Origin of the sequence: Neobacillus vireti (assembly GCF_036962465.1) — a bacterium.
Taxonomy (GTDB): domain Bacteria; phylum Bacillota; class Bacilli; order Bacillales; family Cytobacillaceae; genus Neobacillus; species Neobacillus vireti_B.
Map to the genome: position 1 here is coordinate 39,540 of NZ_JBALNF010000001.1, position 18,571 is coordinate 58,110.

The window sequence follows — 18,571 nt, forward strand, 5'->3', positions numbered from 1 at the left end:
TTTATATGCTTGTACTTATTTAAATAGAACGGGACAACCTCCTGAGGTAAAATAAAAACCCGCTTTTCCAGCGGGTTTTTATTAGTCTTGAACGGTTTGCTCACTATTTGATTGTTCATTAGCATCTTGTTTCTTATTATTGGTCGATTGTTCTTCCGGGGTTTTTAATTCGACATTGAGATATTCCCCGCTTTTTAAAGGTTCATCCGGCTTAATATTTTGATAGGTGACAAAACCCTGCCCCTTAGAATTCAATTTTAAATTGGCCAACTTAGCAACCTTCATGACATCACGGAGCGACCAGCCTGCCATATCAGGTGCCGTCATTTTGCCGGAAGTTTTAATAATTACTTTTTCACCTTCTAAAATGGTGGTTCCAGCCTTAGGCAGTTGTGCAGTTACCTTTTTACCGTTACCTAGAACGACAGTTTCAAATCCATCTGCCTTTAAGCTCTGAACGGTATCCTGAACAGGCTCACCCACCAATTTAGGCAGCTTATTAATTGACGCCACTTCAAGCTTAGAAGGTTGGATATTTAAATAATTTAAACTACTTTTCATCACCGGATTAAAAATTTCAGAGACCGGAATTGCCCCTTGACCCGCTTCAGCCCCTTGAAGTTTAGGTTGTTGTACGGCTACATAAACAATTAGTTTCGGGTCATCTTTTGGTGCCATCCCTAAGAAAGAAAAGACATAATTATTCGCACCGGGTAAATATTTACCATTTGGTCCCGGAATGTTAGCTGTACCTGTCTTACCAGCAACACTATAACCGTCAATTTTGTAACGTGCTCCTGTGCCTTTAGGCGATGTGACAACCGTTTCTAAAATATCACGTACCTCTTTAGCCGTACCAGCCGATATCGGAGTTGAAACGACTTTCGGTGAGGTTTCCTCGATCCTCTTTCCTGTATCGTGATCAACAATTTTCTTCACCACATGAGGCTGTAACATTTTTCCATTATTAGCAATCGCAGTTGCTGCCTGAATTTGTTGAATGGCGGTAATTGCTGTACCTTGTCCATATGCTGTGGTTATTTTTTCAATCGGATAGTGGTATTGAATTTTCCCTGATGTCTCATTAGGAAGTTCAATTCCTGTAGGTTTATCAAAACCAAATTTGGTCAAATACTCTCTAAATTTCTCGAAGCCTAACTTTTCTTTGGCTATTTTAGCAAACGCTACATTGGACGAGCGTTGAACTCCTTCTAGATAGGTAATAGATCCCCAGCCTGAATAATTGTGATCGTGAATCGTTTGGCTTTTTTCTGTTACTTTAAATGATCCAGATTGATACTTTTCATTTGGATTAAATACTCCCTCCTGAACAGCTGCGGCCAGAGTAAAGATTTTCATGGTTGAACCTGGTTCGTAGGATGTTTCAATCGCTTCATTATGCCAGCTATCAGTAATTCCTTCTTTTGTTTCCGGTTCAAATGACGGACGCTGGCCCATTGCTAGAATATCCCCTGTTTTAGGATCTGCAACAATCGCAATTATTTTTTTTGGTTTATAATCCTTTACCACTTGATCCATCGCATCTTCTAGGAAGGTTTGAATCTTTTGATCAATCGTTAAATAAACATCATTTCCATTTTTCGCTGCCGATATTTTTTCTTTACCGTCAGGCAGGATATACCCCCATAAATCACTCTCATAGTTTATACTGCCATTTTTTCCTGTCAGTTGATTGTTTAAGGTTTTTTCAATTCCCATTTTCCCGACAGTTTTATAGGTTCCGTCCTTTTGCTCAGTCCGGTCTACATAGCCGACTACATGCGAGGCGAAAATTCCATTTGGATAAAAGCGTTTTGAATCACGAGAGAACGTAATACCAGGAAGTTTTAGATTTTCAATTTTCTTCTTTGTATTAAAATCGATATCTCGTCCTTCCTTACCAAACTCTACTTGAAAACGTTTTTTCTTTTTTCCATTTGATAAAATACTATAAATCTCAGATTCATCTAATTTTATATATTTTGATAGTTCCTCTGCCGTTTTATTAAGATTAACGACATGTTGAGGTTTTTTAGGATTGGTTGTCATCTTCTTATCTAAGATCGCAATAAGGGTGTAAGCTGCTGTATCTTCAGCGACCGCCACACCATTTCGGTCATAGATCATTCCCCTGTTAGCCTGCAAGGTTCCCTCGCGATTGTATTTCTGTTGTGCCTTGGCGGCAAGAGGCTGTCCATTTACTTCTCCTGTTATTTCAATTGAAAAATACCTGCAAATCAATACAAAAAAGAGCAGGCCGAATATCACAAACAATATCGCTGCTCCCACATTCATATATGGCTGTTTCCTATTCATTTCTGCTGCACGACCTTGACGTTATTTTCATCTTTTACTAAACCCATTTCCTTTGCCTTCGCGAAGATTCGGTCATAAGAACTTAGTTCACTTACTTGAACCTTTAGATCCCCATTCACTTTTTCCTGTTCATTTATCTTATCCTGAACAGATTGGAGGTCTTTGTTCGCTTCATAGATTTTGGATTGATTGGAGACTAGATGGATTGCTCCAAAACAAACCATTCCAGCGAACACCACTCCAATGATTTTTTCCCCCGGAGTCAGCCAGGACTTTTTAATTTTTATTTGTCGTTTAATTTGAACTGATTGCTCGGCTTGTTGCTGTTCTAATACTTTCCTGGCAAGATTACTCAAATACTTCCCCTCCAGATTCTATCATCTAATCTTCGTCTTACTCTAAAAAATGTCAGCTTTAGCGCACGAAAACGTGCGCATAGAGGTTTTTATAATTTTTCAGCAATTCGAAGTTTTGCTGAACGTGCCCGGTTGTTTTGCCCCAATTCTGCTTCAGATGGAAGAATCGGTTTACGCGAAACTAGTTTTAAAATAGGTTTAAACTCATCCGGAATGATGGGTAATCCATGTGGTAAAGGGGGTGTCTCACTTGCCTTTTTAAAGGCTGCCTTACAAATTCGATCCTCAAGAGAATGGAAGGTAATCACACTTATTCTCCCCTCAGGATTTAATAAGTCAATGGCTTGATTGAGAGACTGTTCAAATACAGCCAGTTCATCATTAACAGCGATTCTAACCGCTTGAAAAACTCGTTTGGCAGGATGTCCGCCCTTTCGTCTTGCAGGTGCTGGAATGGCGTCCTTAATTAACTCCACAAGCTCTCCAGTGGTCTCAACTGGCTTAATCGCTCTGGCACTTTCAATTTTCCGTGCAATTTGTTTGGAAAATTTCTCTTCTCCATACCGAAAAAAGATACGAACGAGGTCTTCATATGACCAATGATTAATCACGTTGTACGCGGAGATATCAGCTTCGTTATCCATTCTCATATCCAACGGGGCATCATGGTGGTAACTAAACCCCCGCTCCGGTGTATCGAGCTGTGGTGAAGAAACTCCCAAGTCATATAAAATTCCATCTACCTTATCAATCCCACGGTTTTCAAGCTCTTCTTTTAAATATAAAAAATTACTTTTAATAATAACTAATTGATCACCGTATTCGGCTAATTTCTCTTTCGCATTAGCAATCGCAATCTCATCTTGATCAAATGAATAGAGCCTTCCACCCGCGCCTAGCCGTGAAAGAATGAGAGAGCTGTGACCTGCCCCTCCCAGCGTACAATCTACATAGATGCCATCTGACTTAATATTTAATCCGTCAACAGCTTCATTTAATAACACAGTTGTATGTTCAAACATTTACGTACCTTCCTTTTCCAATCGAACGATATATATGAGTAATATATTAATATAACTTTCCCATTATATATCAAAGCCAATCATATTTTCTGCTATTTCAGCAAAAGATTCTTCAGATTGAGTAAAATAATCCTCCCAAATCTGCTTGCTCCATATTTCAATTCGATTGGAAACACCCAAAATAACACATTCTTTTTCTAATTTAGCATATTGCAATAGTGGTGCAGGGATATTAATTCTTCCTTGTTTATCCAGCTCACTTTCTGTCGCTCCGGAAAAGAAGAATCTAGTAAAAGCACGGGCATCTTTTTTTGTAAGCGGCAGGCCTTTTAATTTTTCTTCAATCAGCCCCCACTCAGAAACTGGGTAACCAAACAAACATTGATCCAATCCTCGCGTGATGATAAACATGTCACCAAGTTCTTCACGGAATTTGGAGGGCACGATTAAACGGCCTTTCGTATCAATGCTGTGATGGTACTCACCCATGAACATACCCATTACCCCCACTTTCTATTAAAAATGTACCACATTCCCCCACTTTCCACCACCTATTTTTTAACTATTCGCCCCACTTTTAAAAAAATCCTTTTTTAGCCATGATTTTTTAGAAAAAAAAAGAAAAACTCCACCGCTAAAGGTGGAGTTTTATCTATAGTTTTATGACCTTATGCCTGCCATCGAATTCGTAGCTGCCAGTCATAATATCTGCTATAAAGTGTGGACCATATTGATTTAAATAATAAAAGATATTCCAGACCCGTTCTTGTGGGGACCCATCTGGCCGTAAAGCAAGATCTACACGTGCATATTTTCTTAAGAGCGTCTCGTGTTTTAGCTTTACGGATTCTTCAAGTTTCGATCGCATGAAACCAATTTCTTTTAACAAGTAATGTTCATTTTTCTTGAGCATTGGCAAAAGACCACGATCTAATTGCTCAGTTTTCGCCTCGATTAGTTTGTACTGCTTCACTAACTGATCCATTGTACTTGTAAATAACTGTTCAAGTTCTTGGTCTTTAATGGCTTCTAAAAACCTTTCTTTCTCCTGCTTAGTACCCCTGCTTAAAACTTCACTCAGATTTAAATGTAATTCGGCTAAATCTGTTTCTACTGATCGATCTAAGAAGGTGATATTTAAACGCGGGACAATTGGCGGCATTTTTATATGAAAATGCTCAAACACAAGTTTTAGTTCCGCCCAATAAGCGATTTCCCCAGGTCCAGCAATAAAGGCAATGGTCGGGAAAAGCCATTCTTGCATTAAGGGACGTGTAACCACATTGTTGCTTAAAACAGCAGGATTTTCATTGGCTAATGAAAGTAATTCCTCTTCTGTAAAGGAAATCGCCCCACTTTTACCCACAAAGCAATCGTTCTCACGATCAAACTCCAGCAGGATCCTCTCATTTAACCGTTGATGATAATAGAAGAGATTGGCAGCTTTCTCAGATGCATCAATAGCATTTGGAAACCCCCTCTTTTCTATTTGTTTTTGCTGCTCTAATAAAGAGAAAGTGATCACGTCGTGATGCTTAATCTGCTCTTGAAAAAAACCCTTTTGTAACTGTCGAAATTCCTTGTTACCAGAGTCAACGATAAGCAGCCCATAATCCTTAAACAGTTCCATAATAAGGTTTGCAAAGAAATCAACAAAATTAGATGATTTTACTATTTGCTTTTCCGCAAATGCTACCAGCCCATTGGTGTATTCGGTTTCACCAAAATTTTTTATTAAGTTCTGAACCCATGACAGACAAATATCTTTATCCAACACAATATCAGAAACCATTTTCTTTTGAAGCACCTTTTCAGGATACACCCATTTATCTGCCTTCTGTTCTGTTTGGACATACACATGATTAACTTCTTGAAAATCATGATCCTCTCCTGCAATCCAGAAAACGGGAATAACCGGAACACCAAGCTGTCTTTCTTTTTGTTCTGCCAGCTTTATAATGGAAATAACTTTATGTATAGAATAGAGGGGTCCTGTAAGGATTCCAGCCTGCTGACCGCCAATTACGACAAGACTATCAGGTTGTTTAAGTTTATTAATTGATTTCTTTACAGCTTCTGAAGAGGGAAAACTCTTCATAAAGCTCTCAATATGCTGAGCAACCTCCATGCGTGGAAACGGTCTATCGTTTAACTCATGCATTCTTTTCATATCTTCTTGTACGTCATTATAGCGATAATGAAAAAAAGGCTGGATTTGAATAGATTGTTCCAAATAATTCGATGCAAATCGATTCGTTGCCGGCAAAGAGAGATTTAAAATCTCCATTCATGTACTTCCTTTCTGTAACCATGATTCATTCTTAAACGAGTATACCATTATCCGCCCTATTTAAAGAAAACTTTTGCTCTAATTTAGGATGAAAAACTAAAGGTGATGGCTCGGGATACTAAACCATAAAAGGTAAGGACAAAATAGGCGAAAAAAAATAAGATAAAATTAAACCGCCAAAAACCTTTCCAAACTCGTTTGACGATGATTTCCTCCTTAACCTTCCAATGAACGAAAACAAACACCATTGCGATTAAGAGCATTATTAGTATTATTAACCAAAAAAACGATTTTTCCCATAGAGTGACAATTAAAAAATGGACGGAAATAATATACAAAATAGTTGTATAATCAAGAGCCTTATGCAGCGCTTTTTTTGTGGATTTTAACAATAACTTTATTACAGTATAGACAAGAATGGTCCCTAAAACCGGTATCGCAAAGAATATGGTTAGAATAGACGAAAAAATGGTGCTCACGCTACCTCTCCCCTTGGCTTTCTTTTCCTTTAATTAGATAATAAAGCGTTACTAGTTGAGGCGATGTTATCCCTTTGCGGTCGGCTTCTTCAAGTAAATACCCTAAAATGGCGTCTACCTCTGTCAGTCGGTTAGCTTCTATATCTTTTAACATAGACGAACGATTATCCGCTGTTTGTTGACATATTTTAATCACTTGCCCCCAATATTCTTCCGGTTGCTTAAGATTTAATATAGCAGAAATTTCACAAAATAGATTTTGTAATATCTTATAATAAAATGGATTATCCACTAGTACCCCATTTTGCACTTGAAGGATCGCCGTTAATGGATTAATCAAGGCGTTGGCAATTAACTTTTTTTCCAGCATAGCAAGATATTCTTCTTGATAAGTCATCGGAAACACTTTAGAAACGACACCCGTCAACCATTGCAGGAACCCAGAATCCCCCTTATAAACGGCTACATTAGTTGTACCTGCACCGTTGTGCCGGACGGTATAAAGATTCTCTCGAAGAGCTCCATGCTCCACTGAACCGACATACAAATTAGTTCCCTTAAGATCGTTAAGCAGTTTTAAATGCCCCATCCCATTTTGTAAAAATAAAAGGTTTTCAGGCATTGTCGGTGTTTGTTTTAATCTCTCTATAATTGAAAATAGCTGATATTGTTTTACCGCTACAATCGTTAACTCATCTGACCCCTGCCAGTCCGTTATCGGCACAGCTTTAACTACAGCAACTGTCCTGTCCATCCTGTTAAGCAATGAGATTCCATGTAAATCTATTTCATTTGCTTGTTCTTGGGACCTTGTATAAACAGTTACATCAAATAATCGGCTAAGGTAGGCAGCAAACAATAATCCAATTGATCCCGCTCCAATAATCCCAACCCTCATGGAAGTTTACCCCTTTTTTTAATCTGCATTGTAATACCGCTTGCTAATATTCTATCAGATGATTCCATTTGTTAGTAGACACAAAAAAACCTTTTCGAATATCTGTCGAAAAGGTTCCATCTTTTATACAGGATAGACGGGATGTTTCCTGACACTAAAGGTTAGCTCTTTTGTTTCATAGTAAGTAAACCGCTGAATCAAGACATCTCTTAGTTCGGAAGGCGCAACAATTTCATCAACTATTAACTCAGAAGCTAATTTATAAATGTCAATTTGCTCTTTATATTCTTTATGCTTTTCTTGGACAAAAGCAATCCTTTCTTTTGGATCGGCAATTTCATTGATTTTATTAGAGTAAACCGCATTTACAGCCGCTTCAGGGCCCATGACCGCTATTTGGGCAGTAGGTAAGGCAATGCAGCAGTCAGGCTCAAAGGCTGGACCTGCCATTGCATAAAGCCCTGCACCGTATGCCTTTCTCACGATCACGGAAATTTTGGGTACAGTGGCTGAACTCATAGCGGCAATTAATTTGGCGCCATGACGGATTATCCCGGCCCGTTCCACTTTTGTGCCAATCATAAAGCCAGGAACATCTGCTAAGAACAATAATGGAATATGAAAGGCATCGCAAAGCTGAATGAATTTTGCTGCTTTATCTGCAGAATCTACAAATAAAACGCCTCCTTTTACCTTTGGCTGATTGGCGATAATCCCTACGGCCCTGCCATCGAGGCGGGCTAAACCAGTAATAATTTCTGGTGCGAATAGCTCCTTGATTTCATAAAAACTGTCATTATCTACTAATTGCTCAATACATTCCAGCATATCAAATGGTGCATTTTGGTTTTCCGGAATAATCGTTTCTAATTCTCGGCCTTGTTTTGCTTGGATTCCCGCAATTTTTTTCGTCACTTCTTTAAAGCTGGCAGGAAAAAAGCTGATATATTTTTTTGCAGAGTCAATGGCTTCTTCCTCACTATAGGCGAGTATATCGCCACAGCCCGAGACTGTGCAATGCATCCGGGCACCGCCCATTTCCTCAAGCGTTACTTTTTCCCCGATGACTTTCTCAGCCATCCTTGGCGAACCTAAATACATGGATGCATTTTGGTCGACCATAATGACAATGTCACAAAATGCCGGGATGTAAGCTCCTCCAGCGGCAGATGGACCAAATAAAATACATACCTGTGGGATCATACCAGAAAGCTTTACTTGATTATAAAAGATTTTTCCAGCACCGCGCCGATTTGGAAACATCTCTACTTGATCCGTGATTCTCGCTCCGGCCGAATCAACTAAATAAAATATCGGAACTTTTAACTTTTCCGCTGTTTCTTGAATACGGATAATTTTCTCTACCGTACGAGCACCCCATGAGCCTGCTTTAATGGTCGAGTCATTCGCCATCACACACACCGTCTGGCCATTAATTTTCCCGATAGCAGTTACAACACCATCTGCAGGAAGATCCTCAGCTTTAAAGTTAGCAAATTTGCCATCTTCTTCATACTTACCCTCATCAAATAATAACGATAAGCGCTCACGGACAAAAAGTTTTTTTTGTTCCTTAGCCTTCTCATGATACTTAGGCTGGCCGCCAGCTTCAATCCTTTTACGATTATCGTTTAATTGATCAACTAACGTATTAATTGTCGTCACCCGTGCTCCCCCTTTTTCTAAACATGCTATTCTAGTACCAGTAAGACATCACCCTCATTAACAAAATCCCCGCTATTTACCTTTACCTCACGGACAACTCCCTCTATACCGCTTTCAATTGGGATTTCCATTTTCATTGATTCTAACATGACAACTTCCTGCCCAGGATTTACTTGAGCCCCCGCTGCAACGAAAATGTTTAGGACCGTACCTGCCATTGATGCTGTGATTTCCTTCATTTTTGAATTCTCCCCTTATTTAACATGATTTTTATTTAAGAAATGAGTGGTATACTCTCCCTTTTGGAAAGAGTCGGAGTCTAGGATTGTTAAAAAAAGCGGCACATTTGTTTTAATACCCTCAATTTTTATGTCATTAAAAAAACGGTTTGCAGCAGCTAATGCTTTTTGTCGTGATTCCCCGTAAAAAATGCATTTGGCAATCAACGGGTCATAAAAAGGAGTTACTGTCCCGCCTTCCATATATCCGTAATCAATCCGACTCCCTTCTTCCACTTTCCATTGAAGAGTGGTAATTTTTCCTGGAGAAGGTAAAAAACGGACAGGATCTTCCGCATACAAACGAAATTCAACGGCATGACCATCCGATGAAATTTCAGCTTGCTGTAACGGGAGCTTTTCACCTCGAGCAACTAGGATTTGCCACTGCACCAAATCAAGCCCTGTGATCATTTCCGTTACCGGATGCTCGACCTGTAAGCGTGTGTTCATTTCAAGAAAATAAAAGTTTTCTTCTTGATCTACAATAAACTCTACTGTTCCTGCGTTTGTATAGTTAACGGCACGAGCAGCTTTAATCGCTGTGTCAAACATCTTTTGCCTTACATGTTCAGATAAAAAGGGTGACGGGGACTCTTCAACAACCTTTTGATGTCTTCTTTGAATGGAACAATCCCTTTCAAACAGATGAATTATATTTCCAAGCCGATCACCGAAAACCTGAACCTCAATATGTCTGGATTCCGTAATATATTTTTCGATAAATACTTCATCAGAACCAAAGTAAGTCATCGCTCTCTTCTTGGTAGATTCATATGACTTAATGAGCGCTTGCTCATTTTCACATAAGACCATGCCAATTCCTCCCCCGCCGCCGCTCGCCTTCAGCATAATCGGGTAACCAATGGTCTCTGCTAGGCTGCAGGCCTCTTCAATCGTTTTCAATCCACGGCTGCTTCCGGGTACTACCGGAACACCTGCATTCACCATTGTTTGACGGGAAGCAATTTTATCCCCCATTAACTCAATTGTTTTAGGCTCAGGTCCAATAAAGATCATACCTGCTTTGATGGTCTGCTCTGCAAAAGCTGCGTTCTCCGATAGAAAACCATATCCAGGGTGTATCGCATCCACTTTTTCGTCGCGGGCGATTTCCAAGATCTTGTCAACTCGCAAATAAGACTTGCTGACATGCGGTTCTCCGACATGTATTGCCTTAGTTGCTTCTTTTACAAAAGGCATATCCTTATCAGCTTCGGAATAAATAGCAATCGTTTCAATTCCCATCATCTGACAGGTTTTAATAATCCTAAGGGCAATTTCTCCTCGATTGGCAATTAAAATTTTTTGCACTTTTCTTCCCCTTTCATTCCCTTTTAACGCCTTCCATAAATGTTTCTACACGATTCAAGAAATTTCCTGCAAATTTTGCAAACGCTTTCGCAACTTATTTGAAGAATTTTTTATCTATTTGTTATATAATGATAGTAATCGATTTTGAATAATGCAAATATTAATTCTCTTTATATTATTCAAGAGCATATGAATATATACAGGAACACGATATCACATTTAGGAGGCAGGCTATGGTGTACAAAGTGGAGAAACTAAAAATAAATTTTAAAACGTTGGAAGAGTTTAAAAAATTTAAAGAATATGGTCTTCAGGAATTATCGATGCTTGAAGATTTGGAAGCAAATATGATAGATAATAATAGTGAATCCCCTTTTTACGGAGTCTATTTCGGGGACAAACTAGTAGCAAGAATGAGTTTATATCAAATTGATGTAAAATTTGACCGTTATTTCTTCCCACCACAAAATTACTTGGAATTGTGGAAGCTTGAAGTATTACCTGGCTACCAAGGAAAAGGATTTGGGAAAGCTTTAGTTGATTTTGCTAAGAGCTTTGGTCTGCCTATTAAGACAAATCCAAGAGTACAATCTAGTGGATTTTTTGAAAAATTGGGCTTCGCTAATGTAGAATATGAAATGGAGCGTGACCGCGGCGAAAATCCTCTTGTTTGGTATCCAGACGGCGTCGAAGCACAGCAACATCAAAAATAATTAAATACCTTAATAAATAGGAAAAAGCGGACGTGAAGTCCGCTTTTTCTATTTTTCCACCCTTTCAAGGTTACCGTTTTTGTCCATTTGAAACTTCACTTTTTGCTGGCGGTCTTCATCCTGCAGGACAACCATTTTTCTTGCTCTTTCCATGATCTCGATTAATGAACGGTAATCCTCTTCAATGGCTTTTAGGTTTTTTGACAATCTTTCATTTTCGGCCGCTAAATAGTAAGTCTTCTTTTCTAACTCTTTAATTTTTTCGACCGACTTTTTCCTCTCTTCTTCAAAACCAGAAGAGGCTTCTGCCTGCTTATGAAGATTCTCTAAAAAATGAATGACAGTAGGAAATGTAACCTTGCTGACTTGCTCTTCTGAAGCTTTTGGTTGTATAGTTTCTACAACCAAAAGCTCATTTTGATTCGTCTCCTCAATCAGGACATCTTGTTTCTTTAATTCTTTGCGTTGTTTCTTTGCTAGTTCAATCCCAGTTTTATATTGCTTTCTTACATATGAATTCCAGCGAAACCCACATGCTGCAGAGGTACGTGTTAATTGTTTGCCAACTTCCTCAAATGCCTGGAGTTGTGTTCCGCCTTCACGGATATGCCTTAAAACCACTTCAGCAAGTAACAAATCCTCGTCTTGGGACCATGCATCTTGTCGAGTTGGTGACATTTGTTCATCCCTCCTAGTGTTTTTATAATACATATGCATCTACTAGAAAAGATAGACTTAATCAGAAGTTGTCTTTTAATCTTTATTCACAGTTTTTTTACTTATAAATTTTTTTACATATTCAATATGGGCATCACTTTCCCAAAGAATGGAACAATTTCGGACTTCTTCCTCTATTCTTTCTCGAAGTTTAGCCTCTTCCCACTTTCGAATCCAGATTCTTTTATAGGATTGGAGGACCTTCAAATCAGTCCCTAGTATTTTCTCAATAAATTCTTCACCTGCTTGAAGCGGGCTGGTCTCGTAGAGGGCGTTAATAAATCCAGCCTCTTTTAACTGTTCCGCTGTTTGCAGCTCTGCTTCCATCAAAAGCTTCATCGCACTAGGGTTAAACATTTTTTCCGCTAGGATGGAACCCCCGCCCCAGCCTGTCGTGATTGCTTGCTTCCCTTGAACAAAGCCTGCTTTTATCCCTTTCCTTGCTAAGCGAAAATCACATGCTGCTGCTAGTTCGCACCCACCGCCAATAGCTATTCCGTTCAAAAGGGCTATCGTAGGGATGGGTAAAGTGAGGAGCTTATATAGGATATCAGCCATTTTAGATAGCATAGGATATGCATCCTCCTTTGTATGGAGGGCATGAAAAACGGCTAAATCTCCCCCTGAACAAAAGGCATTCTCGCCCGTCCCCGTTATTATAAGTGCCTTTATTTCCGAATCTGCCGCGCTCTTTATCGCCTCGTCCAGGCCTTTCATCACTTCATAATTAATTGCATTTCTTTTTTCACTTCTTGTAATCGTAAAGACCAGATAACCCTTCTTTGATTTAACAATCGTGTATGACAAAACCTTTTCCCGCCCCCTTACATAAGTTCATGTTTTTATTTCTGGATGTATGTATAGCTGATTATAAACGACAAAAGCACAAGGGCATATAGCTCCTTGTGCTTTTTATCATAACGGAAATTAGTCGTTCACAACGTCTTTTCCTTTGTATGTTCCGCAAGCTTTACATACGCGGTGTGCAAGTTTCATTTCACCACAGTTTGGGCAACTTACCATACCAGGTACGTTTAATTTAAAATGAGTACGACGTTTTCTTTTTGCAGTTTTAGAAGTTCTTCTAAAAGGTACAGCCATTCTTCCCACCTCCTTAAAGAGTATTAAGAAAGTAATGAAGGCCAGAAATGCTGGTTCTTCACTTTGCTTCTTAGATTTTGCCGATTATGATTCGGAAGAAGATTTGTTTTCGTCAAAAAACTTTGCAAGTCCTGCTAGTCGCGGGTCAATCTTTTTGGATTGATCTTCTTCAGAAACAACTTCCCAATCCTTGCCGGATTGCGGCGCAGCTTCTTCAGAATCGACATCCTCACAAAACACTTGCATTGGAACCTCAAGTAAAAGAATTTCTCTAATGATTGGCGTAACGTCAATCAAGTCACCCTTTACTTGATATGTTTCCTCTTCAGTTTCATAGACTGATCCTTGTAAGAGGAAAGTTTCAGTTGTGTCGACATTAATCGGAAGTTTTACATCCACTAAAGTACGAGAACAAGGAAGAATTAAAAAACCTTCGATTTTTAAATGAAACGTCACTTTCGTTGAATCAATATCTCCCCGACCAGTGATATGCATCGGAGAAACTTCCCGAATTGTGGGATCAACTTGTTTAATCTCATCTACACGAATGATTTCATCAATGATAAAATCCTTGTTTCGATATTTTTGTAATTGATTTAATGTCCATTTCAATTGAATCACCCCAAGGCAACAAAGGTAATTATAGCCTTCGATAATATTTTTGTCAATGTTTTTTCTTTACACCCAGCAGGGTGATTTTTTCTGCAAAAATAAATTGACGGTAAAAAGATTTCCATTACTAGTGTATCCAGTTGTGTCCTTTACAAACATCTAGAACATCTTATCATATTATTTGATTGGTTTCCTTAAAATTTTGCTATAATGTTAAAAAAATATAAAATCCTAAATTGAAGTGGGGTCAATTTCTTTTAGTAAGGAGAATAATATGAACGCTGTTGGTTTAATAGTAGAGTACAATCCTTTTCATAATGGCCATGCCTTCCACTTAAATGCTTCAAAGGAAGCTTCAGGTGCCGAAGTTGTAATTGCAGTAATGAGCGGTAATTTTCTGCAAAGAGGTGAACCTGCACTTGTTTCAAAATGGTATCGTACCAAGATGGCACTATTGAACGGAGTGGATCTTGTCTTTGAACTCCCTTACATGTTTGCCGTCCAAAAAGCCGAGATCTTTGCGGGAGGTGCGATATCTATTTTAAATGCCGCAGGCTGTGATTCCGTTTGTTTTGGGAGTGAGAGCGGCGAACTTTCCTCTTTCACTGAAACCATTGATTTTATGATTGAGCAAAAGCAGCAATTGGAAGAAAATATTCACCATTTTATCACCACAGGAGTAAGTTATCCAAAAGCAGTATCGTTAGCCTATCACCAATTAACCGATTCCAACTCCTATTTAGATTTAGCGAAGCCAAATAATATCTTAGGGATTGAATACATAAAAGCAATCAGGAACCAACAAAGTTCCCTTAAACCTCTAACAGTACCAAGAAAAAACGCGGATTATCACGATGAGCACTTTGCCTCTGAAACAATCGCAAGCGCGACAAGCATCCGTAAAGCAATCTTTTCGAAGGCAGGGGATCAGAACTCAATTAATCAATATGTACCTGCTCCAACCAGCCAATTGTTATTGGAATATCTAAAAAAATACCAGGTTTTTCATCAATGGGAAAATTACTGGGGTTATCTTCAATTCCGTCTGCTTACAAGCAGTCCCGATGAATTAAGAGATATATATGAAATGGAAGAGGGACTGGAACATAGATTATTAGCGGCAGCCTTAATATCGGGCAGCTTTCATGAATTTATGGAAAAGATTAAAACAAAACGATATACATGGACGAGACTGCAACGAATATGTGTCCATATTTTAACAAATACAAAAAAAGGGCAAATGGCAGGTCCTTCAGATCAAGCCACATATTTAAGGCTTTTAGGCATGACCAATAAAGGCAAAGAATATTTAAATAAGCGAAAAAAAGACTTCTCCCTTCCGCTCGTTTCGAAGCTTTCCGCTTATAAGGAGAAAGAAATTCAGCTTGACCTGAAAGCGGCACGCGTTTATTCCCTTGGTATTGCCAATCATGCAGCAAACGAATTAATGAATCAGGAATTTACGCAGCAGCCGATTTGGATAAAAAAAGGATGATGGTCACATCATCCTTTTCCTTGATCAGGTAATTTCTTGAGATATTGTACGGCTTCGTCAAATGTATCTACAGGTACAATTTTCATTTTTGTTTTTATATCCCGAGCGGTTTTCAAAGCATCTCGATAATTGGATGTCTTAGAGCCTTTTTCGTTAGGAGCTAAAAATATTTCAGCACCCGCTTTATCAGCAGCCACTATCTTTTGTTCAATTCCACCAATTGGCCCCACGTTTCCTTGTTCATCAATCGTCCCTGTACCGGCAATTTGGTATCCTCTTGTTAAATCCTCACTTGTTAACTGGTTATAAATTTCTAGAGAAAACATTAACCCTGCTGATGGGCCGCCAATTTCATCTGTCCTTACTTTCACTTTAGGATCAACAATGATGGCTTTGTCGTCCACTAGTGAGATCCCAATTCCTATTTTAGTGGGATCCTCTTTGAATTTCTGCAGACTAACCGAAACAGTGTTTGTTTTCTTATTTCTTAAATACGTTAAGGTAATTTTATCGCCCGCTTGTTTTTTGCTTACATAATCAATGAACTTTTCAGAGGATGGGAAACTATTCCCGTCCACCTTAAATATCCGGTCACCAGCCTGGAGTTTTCCTTCTGCAGGCATTCCTGGAACAACTTGGACCACATAGATCCCTTTATATTTGTATTTAACTGGAAGTCCAGCTTTTCGATAGGCAACCTCAATCGCATTTAGTTTCGAGCCTGCCATCATATGAAGCTGTCTGGCATTGTATTCATCCTCTGTTTCCTTATCAGTCAGAATCATATTCAATGGATAAAGTTCCTCATACTTCCTCATTTTCGCTTCTAAATAGGAATAAATATTGGCCCTTCCCATTCTTACGGTTGTCAGCATAAAGCTTCCTTCTTCTTTATAGCCGTCATCTACGGTGATGATTGGTTCTAACTCCTTGGCCATCCCTGGCTTTGAAACATAAAAGGGCAGTGAATAATACATACCGCCAATTAAGATAAGTGCCAACAAAATGATTGTTCCTGTGTATATTTTCCTACGCATTGCTCGTGTTACTCCTTCCACTTTTCGATGACGGATTTTATCTGTTTGATATGTTTATTAGTTTCTTCCATGCCAATATTAATGATTTCCTCTGTATTAGTGAAGGCACGTGAGCTATACATTTCAACAGGGGGGCGGATCATGATATCTGCCGATGTTTCCCTTTGGCTGATAATTTCCGTCTGCATGATATCTATACTTTGCATGATTACATCGTAAATTGTTGTTATTTCAGCGTTTCGTTTTACCCTTGATACATCTACCGCTATAACAATATCTGCCCCCATTTCTTTGGCGACTGATATTGGGACCCGATCGGCAACACCGCCATCGACTAGAATTCTCCCATTATATTTTTCTGGTACAAAAATACCTGGAATGGAGATACTTGCTCTTACAGCTTCAGCAACAGGCCCATTTTGAAAAACGACTTTTTCACCTGTTAATAAATCTGTTGCCACAATCCCAATCGGGAGGGAAAGTTCCTCAATGTTTTTCCCATGGGTAAAAACCCTGATAAACTCTTTGATCTTTTTCCCTGATATAAAACCCATTTTAGGAACTGTAAAATCTAAGAAATACTTTCTTTTAAAGGCAGTGGACAATTTATACAAACGATCGAAATCAAGTCCAGCACCATAAAAACTGGCCACAAGTGCCCCCATACTGCTTCCTGCAATTAAATGGATTGGAATTTCAGCTTCCTTCAATGCCATTATTACACCTAAATGAGCAAACCCGCGTGCACCACCTGAACCAAGTGCCAAACCAATTTTTGGGTGCTCCATCACCACTGACCTCCCATTATTGTTGCTTAAAAGAGTGTAGAATTAAAGCTAAACTCGTTCAATCTTATGGTCTAAATTGCTTTTCTATGAGTATATTTGATGTATATGGGGACAAGGGTCAACGATTTTCTCATAAGATTAATCTATATTTTAGCATTGATACTATTGATTTGCACGATTTGAGCTATCGTTTGGAAGGAGGGATCTTAATTGGTTCTGTCAAAACTAAAAACGGTTTTTTTATCCGTTTCTGCTACCATTTTAGCTGCATCGCTTATCTCCTTTCCAAGGGAGTCATTCGAAGCATCCATTCGCGGTCTTACTATGTGGTGGGAAATTGTCTTTCCTTCCCTTTTGCCTTTTTTTATTGTCTCTGAAATGTTGATTGGATTTGGAGTTGTAAAATTTATCGGGGTAATGTTAGAACCTCTGATGAGACCCTTATTTAAAGTTCCGGGCGTTGGCGGGTTTGTATGGGCAATGGGGATGGCTTCTGGGCAGCCTGCAGGAGCAAAATTCTCTGCACGGTTACGTCAAGAAGGACATTTAACGCAAATAGAAGCAGAAAGGCTTGTATCCTTTACCAATTCCTCAAATCCCTTATTTATATTTAGTGCTGTTGCGGTTGGCTTCTTTAATAACCCTAAGATTGGACTACTGTTAGCAGCTGCACACTACTTAGGAAATATATGTGTAGGAATTATCATGCGTTTTTACGGAAAGGAGACACCTGAGACTTCAGATGAAAGAAAAAAATTTAAATTTAGAACAGCCCTCTCGGTTCTCCATCAAACGAGAATAAAAGATAATCGGCCGATTGGAAGACTTTTAGGTGATGCAGTTAATTCTTCGATTCAAACCTTATTAATGATTGGCGGCTTTATTATTTTGTTCTCTGTGATTAACAAATTACTCTACTTACTACATATAACGGCCATACTGGCCAAAACAGTTGAAGTGCTGCTATCGTCTCTGTCATTCCCAGATATGTTGAGCATTCCCTTTATTTCAGGACTATTTGAAATTACAATGGGAAGCCAATTAATAAGTCATGTTCAAGATGCAACCCTTTTGCAAAAAGCCATCATTACTAGTTTTATCTTAGCGTTTAGCGGTTTTAGTATTCAAGCTCAAGTTGCAAGCATCCTCGCCCAAACGGACATTCGATTTAAACCCTTTTTTATCGCCAGGATTCTTCAAGGAATTTTTTCAGCCTTGTTCGCCTTACTATTATGGAAACCACTCTACATCCGAATTAGTCATCACGAACAACCCTCCAATACCTTACCCGTTGTTTTTTTGGGAGATGGTTCAATGGCAAATCATGTTTATCATAAGATGATCGAGGTTGGACCGCTAATTACTATTTTCTCACTCTTAATCTATACTGTACTATTGTTTACACGGTTAAAAAAGAGCTAGGCATAAGCCGAGCTCTTTTCCTTATACAACTAAACGGTCAAACCTGGTTCACAACACGATACGGGGCT

The 18,571-nt window shown here is 38.9% G+C and carries 19 protein-coding genes; 3 read left to right on the forward strand and 16 right to left on the reverse strand.

Translation table 11 applies throughout. The annotated features are described in order from the left end of the window. Positions 1–81 precede the first annotated feature (81 nt). From V7077_RS00195 to V7077_RS00240, 10 genes are all read right to left on the reverse strand, one after another. Positions 82–2,316, reverse strand: a complete 2,235-nt coding sequence (locus V7077_RS00195) for a penicillin-binding protein (protein ID WP_335497774.1) — start codon at positions 2,314–2,316, stop codon at positions 82–84. Then, positions 2,313–2,672 carry a cell division protein FtsL gene (gene ftsL / locus V7077_RS00200; protein WP_335497776.1) on the reverse strand — a complete coding sequence of 120 codons (360 nt, stop codon included), beginning with the start codon at positions 2,670–2,672 and terminating at the stop codon, positions 2,313–2,315. Before ftsL ends, V7077_RS00195 begins: the two co-directional genes overlap by 4 nt. An 89-nt stretch (positions 2,673–2,761) precedes the next feature. Continuing rightward, positions 2,762–3,694: a 16S rRNA (cytosine(1402)-N(4))-methyltransferase RsmH gene (gene rsmH / locus V7077_RS00205; RefSeq protein WP_335497778.1), complete on the reverse strand. Its 933-nt coding sequence runs from the start codon at positions 3,692–3,694 to the stop codon at positions 2,762–2,764. A 63-nt stretch (positions 3,695–3,757) separates the two neighbouring features. Then, complete coding sequence (gene mraZ / locus V7077_RS00210; protein WP_335497779.1) at positions 3,758–4,189, reverse strand: division/cell wall cluster transcriptional repressor MraZ; 432 nt, start codon at positions 4,187–4,189, stop codon at positions 3,758–3,760. A 157-nt stretch (positions 4,190–4,346) separates the two neighbouring features. Further along, a complete protein-coding gene (bshC, locus tag V7077_RS00215) occupies positions 4,347–5,981 on the reverse strand; it encodes a bacillithiol biosynthesis cysteine-adding enzyme BshC (protein ID WP_335497781.1) in 1,635 nt (544 codons plus the stop codon). 86 nt (positions 5,982–6,067) lie between these two features. Then, positions 6,068–6,463, reverse strand: coding sequence for a DUF3397 domain-containing protein (locus V7077_RS00220; protein WP_335497782.1), 396 nt, complete (start codon positions 6,461–6,463; stop codon positions 6,068–6,070). 1 nt (position 6,464) lies between these two features. Beyond that, positions 6,465–7,361, reverse strand: coding sequence for a 2-dehydropantoate 2-reductase (locus tag V7077_RS00225; protein WP_335497783.1), 897 nt, complete (start codon positions 7,359–7,361; stop codon positions 6,465–6,467). 123 nt (positions 7,362–7,484) lie between these two features. Continuing rightward, positions 7,485–9,026, reverse strand: a complete 1,542-nt coding sequence (locus V7077_RS00230) for an acyl-CoA carboxylase subunit beta (RefSeq protein WP_335497784.1) — start codon at positions 9,024–9,026, stop codon at positions 7,485–7,487. A gap of 26 nt (positions 9,027–9,052) precedes the next feature. Beyond that, on the reverse strand, positions 9,053–9,265 hold the full coding sequence (locus V7077_RS00235; protein ID WP_335497786.1) for an acetyl-CoA carboxylase biotin carboxyl carrier protein subunit: 213 nt from the start codon (positions 9,263–9,265) through the stop codon (positions 9,053–9,055). Positions 9,266–9,280: 15 nt separating this feature from the next. Continuing rightward, positions 9,281–10,618, reverse strand: coding sequence for an acetyl-CoA carboxylase biotin carboxylase subunit (locus V7077_RS00240; protein ID WP_335497787.1), 1,338 nt, complete (start codon positions 10,616–10,618; stop codon positions 9,281–9,283). A gap of 233 nt (positions 10,619–10,851) precedes the next feature. On the opposite strand from V7077_RS00240, the gene V7077_RS00245 reads away from it, so the two are divergent. Next, complete coding sequence (locus V7077_RS00245; protein ID WP_335497788.1) at positions 10,852–11,331, forward strand: N-acetyltransferase; 480 nt, start codon at positions 10,852–10,854, stop codon at positions 11,329–11,331. Positions 11,332–11,379: 48 nt separating this feature from the next. Here the strand turns inward: V7077_RS00245 and V7077_RS00250 are convergent, their stop codons facing one another. The 4 genes from V7077_RS00250 to V7077_RS00265 all read right to left on the reverse strand — a co-directional run bounded on the left by V7077_RS00250 (position 11,380) and on the right by V7077_RS00265 (position 13,761). Continuing rightward, the gene (locus V7077_RS00250; protein ID WP_335497789.1) at positions 11,380–12,009 is read right to left on the reverse strand and encodes an RsfA family transcriptional regulator; all 630 of its coding nucleotides are present in this window, start codon (positions 12,007–12,009) and stop codon (positions 11,380–11,382) included. A gap of 75 nt (positions 12,010–12,084) precedes the next feature. Next, positions 12,085–12,855, reverse strand: coding sequence for an enoyl-CoA hydratase/isomerase family protein (locus V7077_RS00255; protein ID WP_335497790.1), 771 nt, complete (start codon positions 12,853–12,855; stop codon positions 12,085–12,087). A gap of 120 nt (positions 12,856–12,975) precedes the next feature. Continuing rightward, positions 12,976–13,149 (reverse strand): 50S ribosomal protein L32, encoded by a 174-nt coding sequence (gene rpmF / locus V7077_RS00260; RefSeq protein WP_024029176.1) that lies wholly within the window; start codon positions 13,147–13,149, stop codon positions 12,976–12,978. An 84-nt stretch (positions 13,150–13,233) separates the two neighbouring features. Then, complete coding sequence (locus V7077_RS00265) at positions 13,234–13,761, reverse strand: YceD family protein (RefSeq protein ID WP_335497792.1); 528 nt, start codon at positions 13,759–13,761, stop codon at positions 13,234–13,236. A 274-nt stretch (positions 13,762–14,035) separates the two neighbouring features. Here V7077_RS00265 and V7077_RS00270 point away from each other — a divergent pair, with 274 nt between their 5' ends. Further along, positions 14,036–15,256, forward strand: coding sequence for a nucleotidyltransferase (locus V7077_RS00270; protein WP_335497793.1), 1,221 nt, complete (start codon positions 14,036–14,038; stop codon positions 15,254–15,256). Between the two features lie 8 nt (positions 15,257–15,264). Here the strand turns inward: V7077_RS00270 and V7077_RS00275 are convergent, their stop codons facing one another. Together V7077_RS00275 and V7077_RS00280 are read right to left on the reverse strand one after the other, a co-directional pair. Continuing rightward, the gene (locus V7077_RS00275) at positions 15,265–16,293 is read right to left on the reverse strand and encodes a SepM family pheromone-processing serine protease (RefSeq protein WP_335497795.1); all 1,029 of its coding nucleotides are present in this window, start codon (positions 16,291–16,293) and stop codon (positions 15,265–15,267) included. Positions 16,294–16,301: 8 nt separating this feature from the next. Next, positions 16,302–17,081 (reverse strand): patatin-like phospholipase family protein, encoded by a 780-nt coding sequence (locus V7077_RS00280; RefSeq protein WP_335497798.1) that lies wholly within the window; start codon positions 17,079–17,081, stop codon positions 16,302–16,304. Positions 17,082–17,291: 210 nt separating this feature from the next. Between V7077_RS00280 and ylbJ the strand changes: the two genes are divergently transcribed. Continuing rightward, on the forward strand, positions 17,292–18,503 hold the full coding sequence (ylbJ, locus tag V7077_RS00285) for a sporulation integral membrane protein YlbJ (RefSeq protein WP_335497799.1): 1,212 nt from the start codon (positions 17,292–17,294) through the stop codon (positions 18,501–18,503). The last annotated feature ends 68 nt before the right edge of the window (positions 18,504–18,571 follow it).